We start from the raw sequence: 5,454 nt of genomic DNA on the forward strand, positions 1-5,454 counted from the left end.
CGTCCCCAACCTCCCGGGTCAGTACACCTAGCGGCCGAACAGTGACTTCAACTGCTCGGGAACGCGCCCGCCCTGGATATGGATTCGGGCCGCGGTCTCCTCGATACGCTGCAGGTCACCGGGCGTCAGCTCGATGTCGAGTGCGCCCAGGTTCTCTTCCAGGCGGTGCAGCTTGGTGGTGCCGGGGATCGGCACGAACCACGGCTTCTGCGCCAGCACCCAGGCGAGGGCGATCTGAGCCGGCGTAGCTCCCTTGTCGTCGGCAATCTGCCGGAGCAACTCGACCAGTGCCTGATTGGCCTGTCGCGCTTCGGGGGTAAAGCGCGGCAGGGAGCGGCGCAGATCGTCGTCGGCCAGCGAGGTGCTGGAATCGATTTTGCCGGTCAGATAGCCCTTCCCGAGCGGACTGTAGGGCACCAGACCAATGCCCAGCTTCTCCAAGATCGGAATAATGTCGGTCTCGTGCTCTCGCGTCCAGAGCGAGTATTCACTTTGCAGCGCCGCCACAGGCTGCACAGCGTGGGCGCGGCTAATCGTCGCCGCGCCGGCCTCCGACAGACCGAAGTGCTTGACCTTACCTTCGGAAATCAGCTCTTTTACCGTACCGGCCACGTCCTCGATGGGCACGTCGGGATCGACGCGGTGTTGATAGAGCAGGTCGATGCACTCGGTTTGCAGACGCGTGAGCGAGGCCTCGGTTACCCGGCGGATATGCTCGGGTCGGCTATCGACCCCCGACATCGGGGTCGGCCCGTGTTCGCCGTGCTTGATACCGAACTTGGTGGCTATCACCACCTGGTCGCGCACCGGCGCCAGTGCCTGACCGACCAGCTCTTCATTGGTAAAAGGGCCATAGACTTCGGCGGTGTCGAAGAAAGTCACGCCGCGGTCGACTGCGGCCCGCAGCAGCTTCGTCATCTCGGCTGGGTCCGGGGGCGTACCGTAGAAGAAGCTCATGCCCATGCAGCCGAGCCCCAGGGCCGAAACTTCGAGTTGCTGTCCAAGTTTGCGCTTTTGCACTGGAGATGCTCCTTCGGAAAATATCATCCGGCCCATTGCTTCCCTGCGTTCAGCCGGGAACCGGACACAGGTTAAGCAGGCCTTGCGGCCGGCAGGGAGACCCTGGTGATACGGGTATCACCAGGGCCTCCCAGACGTCCGAAACGCCTGTCAACCTGGTTGAGTAGGCGCCCTGAACGAAAGCGCCGACAACACTCCATGGGCACGCACTGCAGTTTACCGCCATCAGTTCAATTCAGCGCCCCGAATGCGCGACCGGGTCGGCGCATTCTTCCACGACAGAAGGGACGGAGACCAATGACGGACAGCCAATTCACCACTCACGCGGACCTTTTCGATCTGAGTGGGAAGTATGCCCTTGTCACTGGCGGCACCAGGGGCATTGGGATGATGATCGCGCGCGGCCTTCTGCAGGCGGGCGCCCGCGTCGTCATCAGTTCACGCACAGCAGACGTGTGCGCGGAGGCACAGCGTCTACTGTCCGAATTCGGCGACGTTCAAGCAATCCCCGCCGACCTGTCCGGGCACGACGAGTGTCGGCGCCTCGCTGATCTGGTCAAGGCCGACTCGGAGCGCCTGGACATCCTCGTCAACAACGCGGGAGCGATGTGGCGCGAGCCGCTGGAGACGTTCCCGGACGAGGCCTGGGACGCAGTGATCGACCTCAACCTCAAATCGCCGTTCTGGCTGGTGCAGGCGCTGCTGCCCGCACTTCGCAGGGCGGGTACCGCCGATGATCCCGCGCGGATCATCAACATCGGCAGTATCGCCGCCATCCACGTCGCCCAGTCGCCCAACTACTCGTACGCCGGCAGCAAAGCGGCACTCCATCAACTCACCAGAGTGCTCGCCAGAGAACTGGGCCCACAGCACGTCACGGTGAACGCGGTAGCACCGGGACCGTTCCCGTCGCAGATGATGGCGTCCACGCTCGACGCCATCGGCGACACGATCGCGGCGAAGGCGCCTCTACGCCGGCTCGGCCGCGACGACGACATGGCGGGTATCGCCGTGTTTCTCGCTAGCCGGGCCGGTTCCTACCTCACGGGCACCATCATCGCGGTAGACGGCGGCATCGCGACGACCGCATCGGGTACCCCCTAGGGCGTCGGCGCGAGGCTTTGACGGCCCCTCGTGAACACCTCCGAGTCCGGGCCCCCAATGCAGTCGTCGGGGTACCCGCAGTACCTCCCTTGGCCTGCGGGACGGGCTTACCGTGAGGGGATGGCCACGATGGATCTACGCACCGACATCCGGGAGTTTCTCAGCTCCCGTCGCGCCCGCATCGCACCCGAGCAAGCGGGCCTGCCCGCTTACGGCGGCCATCGTCGGGTCAAAGGCCTGCGTCGCGAGGAGGTAGCGCTACTGGCGGGGGTATCAGTCGACTACTACGTGCGCATGGAGCGCGGCAGCCTCGCCGGTGCCTCCGACGGCGTGCTCGACGCGTTGGCCTCTGCCTTGCAACTCGACGAGGCCGAGCGCGACCACCTGTTCCACCTCGCGCGCCGATCCGGGGCGCCCAGCGGTCCACGCCGGCGCAGGCCTGCCGTGAAGGTGCGCTCGACACTGCGGCAGGTGCTCGACGCCATCTCCGACGCGCCGGCCTGGATCTGCAACGGACGTTACGACGTGCTCGCCACGAATGAACTCGCCCGCGCGCTGTTCTCACCGGTGCTGGCCGACCCGCGACGGCCCGCGAACACAGCGCGGTTCGTCTATCTGGCTCCCGGGGCGGCCAGGGACTTCTTCGTCGACTACGACCGGGTCGCCGGCGACGCGGCCGCGAAGCTGCGCATGGAAGCCGGCCGCAACCCGCACGACGAGGAGCTGATCGCCCTGGTCGGCGAGCTGTCGACGCGCAGTGAGCTGTTCCGGCAACGGTGGGCATCCCAGGACGTGCGGCTGCACCGGTCCGGACGCAAGCGCATGCACCATCCGGTCGTGGGCCGGCTCGACCTGGACGTCGAGACCCTGGGACTGCCCGCCGAACCCGGCCTGCACCTGACCGTCTACACCGCACCCGCGGGCACGCCGACCGCGGACAACCTGGCGCTCCTGGCCTCGTGGGCGGCCACCCAGCAGACGCTGCCGACCGAGCTCGACGCACGCAACGGGTAGTCCACCTCCTTCAGTCGCGCTGGTCGGCGGACCATGACGTGAGGCGGTGTCATCTCGTCCTCGATCGCGTCGAGACCGGTGAACTTCTCGGCCGGGACTTCGTGCGGTGTCCTGCTCGTCCGTCGTGGGCTCACCGCTCACTGGTACCCCGGCGTCACCGTTCCCACCGGTTCGAGCCCGCCCTGGGCAGGGGGGCGTTCCAGTCGCGCCAGATGGCCAGCAGCCGGGCGAGGACGGTGACCGCGGCGGCGACGGCGGTCACCGGCCCGGTGGGCCAGTGCAGGGTATGTCCGGCGACGACGATCACCGCGCCGAGCAGGGCGGCGAGGGCGTAGATCTCGCGGCGGAGTACCAGGGGGATCTGCCGCAGCAGGAGGTCGCGCAACGCCCCGCCGCCGATCCCGGTCGTCATCCCGATCAGGCAGGCGGTGTACCCCGGCGTCCCGAGGTCGAGGGCGGTGGCGGTGCCCGCCGTGGCGAACAGGCCGAGCCCGGCGGCGTCGGCGACCAGCACGGCCTTCCGCAGCCGGGCGACCAGCGGGTGGAAGGCGAACACCGCGAGCGCGGTCGCCGCACCGACCACCAGGTACGGCCAGCTCACCAGTGCGGCGGGCGGCTGCACGCCGAGCAGCACGTCCCGGATGATCCCGCCGCCCAGTGCCGTCGTCAGTCCCAGCACCACGACGCCGAACACGTCCAGCTCCGCGCGCACGGCGGCGAGGGAACCGGAGGCGGCGAAGGCCATCAGGCCGACGATTTCCAGCACGGTGAGCATGGCGGGACTCCCAGGACGGGCACGGGGCAGAGGGGCCAGCAGGGTAACCCGGGTACGGAGGAAACCCTCGGTTCAGGGCTGCCGCTCACTTGTGCCGCCCCGCGGGGAGCCCGGGAGGTCTGCCCGCGCCGACGTGCCCGGCCTCGCTCGATCGAGGGACCGGTGAGTTTCGCACTCACGCCTGGTCTATCCGGTGTGCGGGTCCAGTACCGGCGCCCGCACCGCTGGAGGAGCGAGGAGAGAGGCCGACATGACCAGCAAACCACTGCCTTCCGTGACCGACGAAGCCACCTGGCGGCGGCGGCTCGGCGAACTGCGCGCCCGGGAGAAGGCCGCGACCAGGGAGCTGGACGCCATCGCCGCGCAGCGGCGGCGGCTGCCCATGGTGCGGCTGCCCGAGTACACCCTGCGGGGGCCCGCCGGGCCCGTCCGGCTCGCCGACGTCTTCGACGGGAAGTCCCAGCTGATCGCCTACCACCACATGTGGCAACCCGGTCAGGAGTGGCAGTGTCCGGGCTGTACCGGTTTCACCGCCCAGTTCTGGAAACTGGAATTCCTCGACGACTACGACGCCCGCTTCGTCGTCGTCACGCAGGGGACGATCGAGGAGGCACTGGCGTACAAGAGGCGAGTCGGCAATGCGATGGACTGGTATTCGACGGCCGGTAGTTCCTTCGGCGCCGACGTGGGCGCACCGGAAGGAGGCGGGTTCGCGGTCAACGTGTTCCTGCGGGACGGCGACACCGTCTACCGGACGTGGCACACCGACGGCCGTGGCGTCGAGCAGTTGAGCCACACCTTCCCGCTGATCGACCTGCTGCCCTACGGCAGGCAGGAGGAGTGGCAGGACGTCCCCGCGGGCTGGCCGCAGGCGCCGGCGTACAGCCACTGGTGGCGTTCCGAGCGCTACGCCCGGTACGGCGTGGGAGACTGAGCCGCTCCGGTCCGGGTTCTCCTGGATCCGTGTGTTCCAGGAGGGGGTTCTCGTGGCCGTCCCGATCGGTCGCCGCGGGCTGGTCGCCGCGCTGTTGACGCTCACCGCGGTGACCGGGTTGATCGACGCGGTGAGCTACCTCGGGCTGGGCCGGGTCTTCGTCGCGAACATGACGGGCAACGTGGTCTTCCTCGGGTTCGCGCTGCAGCCGGGCGCGGGCGTGTGGGCCTTGGCCTCCGTGGTGGCGATCGGCGGGTTCCTGCTGGGCGCACTGCTCGGCGGCCGGCTCGGGGCACGGCTCGGCACCCGGCCCCGTACCTGGTTGACCGCGGCCTTCACCACCGAGACGGGAGTGCTCGCGATGGTGGCCGTGCTGGGCGGTTCCGGAGTGCTGGCCTACCGCGGTGACCGGGCGCTGGTCACGGTGGCCGTGCTCGCGGTCGCGCTGGGCGTGCAGAACGCCACCGTCCGGCGGCTCGCCGCCCCCGACCTCACCACGACGGTCCTCACGCTCACGCTGACCGGCCTCGCGGCCGACAGCGTTCTCGCGGGTGGCACCGGCTCGAAGCCTCACCGGCGGCTGGGCTCGGTCGCGGCGATGCTCGGC

At 68.7% G+C, this 5,454-nt stretch carries 6 protein-coding genes; 4 read left to right on the top strand and 2 right to left on the bottom strand.

From position 1 onward, the window contains the following. Window positions 1-27 precede the first annotated feature (27 nt). Window positions 28-1,020, bottom strand: coding sequence for an aldo/keto reductase (locus tag FNH05_RS30890; protein WP_144592386.1), 993 nt, complete (start codon window positions 1,018-1,020; stop codon window positions 28-30). A gap of 297 nt (window positions 1,021-1,317) precedes the next feature. On the opposite strand from FNH05_RS30890, the gene FNH05_RS30895 reads away from it, so the two are divergent. Beyond that, the gene (locus FNH05_RS30895) at window positions 1,318-2,124 is read left to right on the top strand and encodes an SDR family oxidoreductase (protein ID WP_144592387.1); all 807 of its coding nucleotides are present in this window, start codon (window positions 1,318-1,320) and stop codon (window positions 2,122-2,124) included. A 120-nt stretch (window positions 2,125-2,244) separates the two neighbouring features. Continuing rightward, window positions 2,245-3,138, top strand: a complete 894-nt coding sequence (locus FNH05_RS30900; RefSeq protein WP_144592388.1) for a helix-turn-helix transcriptional regulator — start codon at window positions 2,245-2,247, stop codon at window positions 3,136-3,138. Between the two features lie 154 nt (window positions 3,139-3,292). On the opposite strand, the gene FNH05_RS30905 is transcribed toward FNH05_RS30900, so the two are convergent. After that, window positions 3,293-3,913, bottom strand: a complete 621-nt coding sequence (locus tag FNH05_RS30905) for a trimeric intracellular cation channel family protein (protein ID WP_144592389.1) — start codon at window positions 3,911-3,913, stop codon at window positions 3,293-3,295. A 250-nt stretch (window positions 3,914-4,163) separates the two neighbouring features. On the opposite strand from FNH05_RS30905, the gene FNH05_RS30910 reads away from it, so the two are divergent. Continuing rightward, window positions 4,164-4,847: a DUF899 domain-containing protein gene (locus FNH05_RS30910; protein WP_144592390.1), complete on the top strand. Its 684-nt coding sequence runs from the start codon at window positions 4,164-4,166 to the stop codon at window positions 4,845-4,847. Window positions 4,848-4,899: 52 nt separating this feature from the next. After that, window positions 4,900-5,454, top strand: a 555-nt coding sequence (locus FNH05_RS30915) for a DUF1275 family protein (RefSeq protein WP_144592391.1), incomplete at its 3' end; no start/stop codon positions are given.

The sequence above is a fragment of the Amycolatopsis rhizosphaerae genome, assembly GCF_007713715.1.
In the GTDB taxonomy this organism is placed as follows: domain Bacteria; phylum Actinomycetota; class Actinomycetes; order Mycobacteriales; family Pseudonocardiaceae; genus Amycolatopsis_E; species Amycolatopsis_E rhizosphaerae.

Coding starts and splice junctions, on each gene's coding strand:
- FNH05_RS30900 (WP_144592388.1), top strand. CDS start 2,245: ATGGCCACGATGGATCTACGCACCGACATCCGGGAGTTTCTCAGCTCC.
- FNH05_RS30895 (WP_144592387.1), top strand. CDS start 1,318: ATGACGGACAGCCAATTCACCACTCACGCGGACCTTTTCGATCTGAGT.
- FNH05_RS30905 (WP_144592389.1), bottom strand. CDS start 3,913: ATGCTCACCGTGCTGGAAATCGTCGGCCTGATGGCCTTCGCCGCCTCC.
- FNH05_RS30910 (WP_144592390.1), top strand. CDS start 4,164: ATGACCAGCAAACCACTGCCTTCCGTGACCGACGAAGCCACCTGGCGG.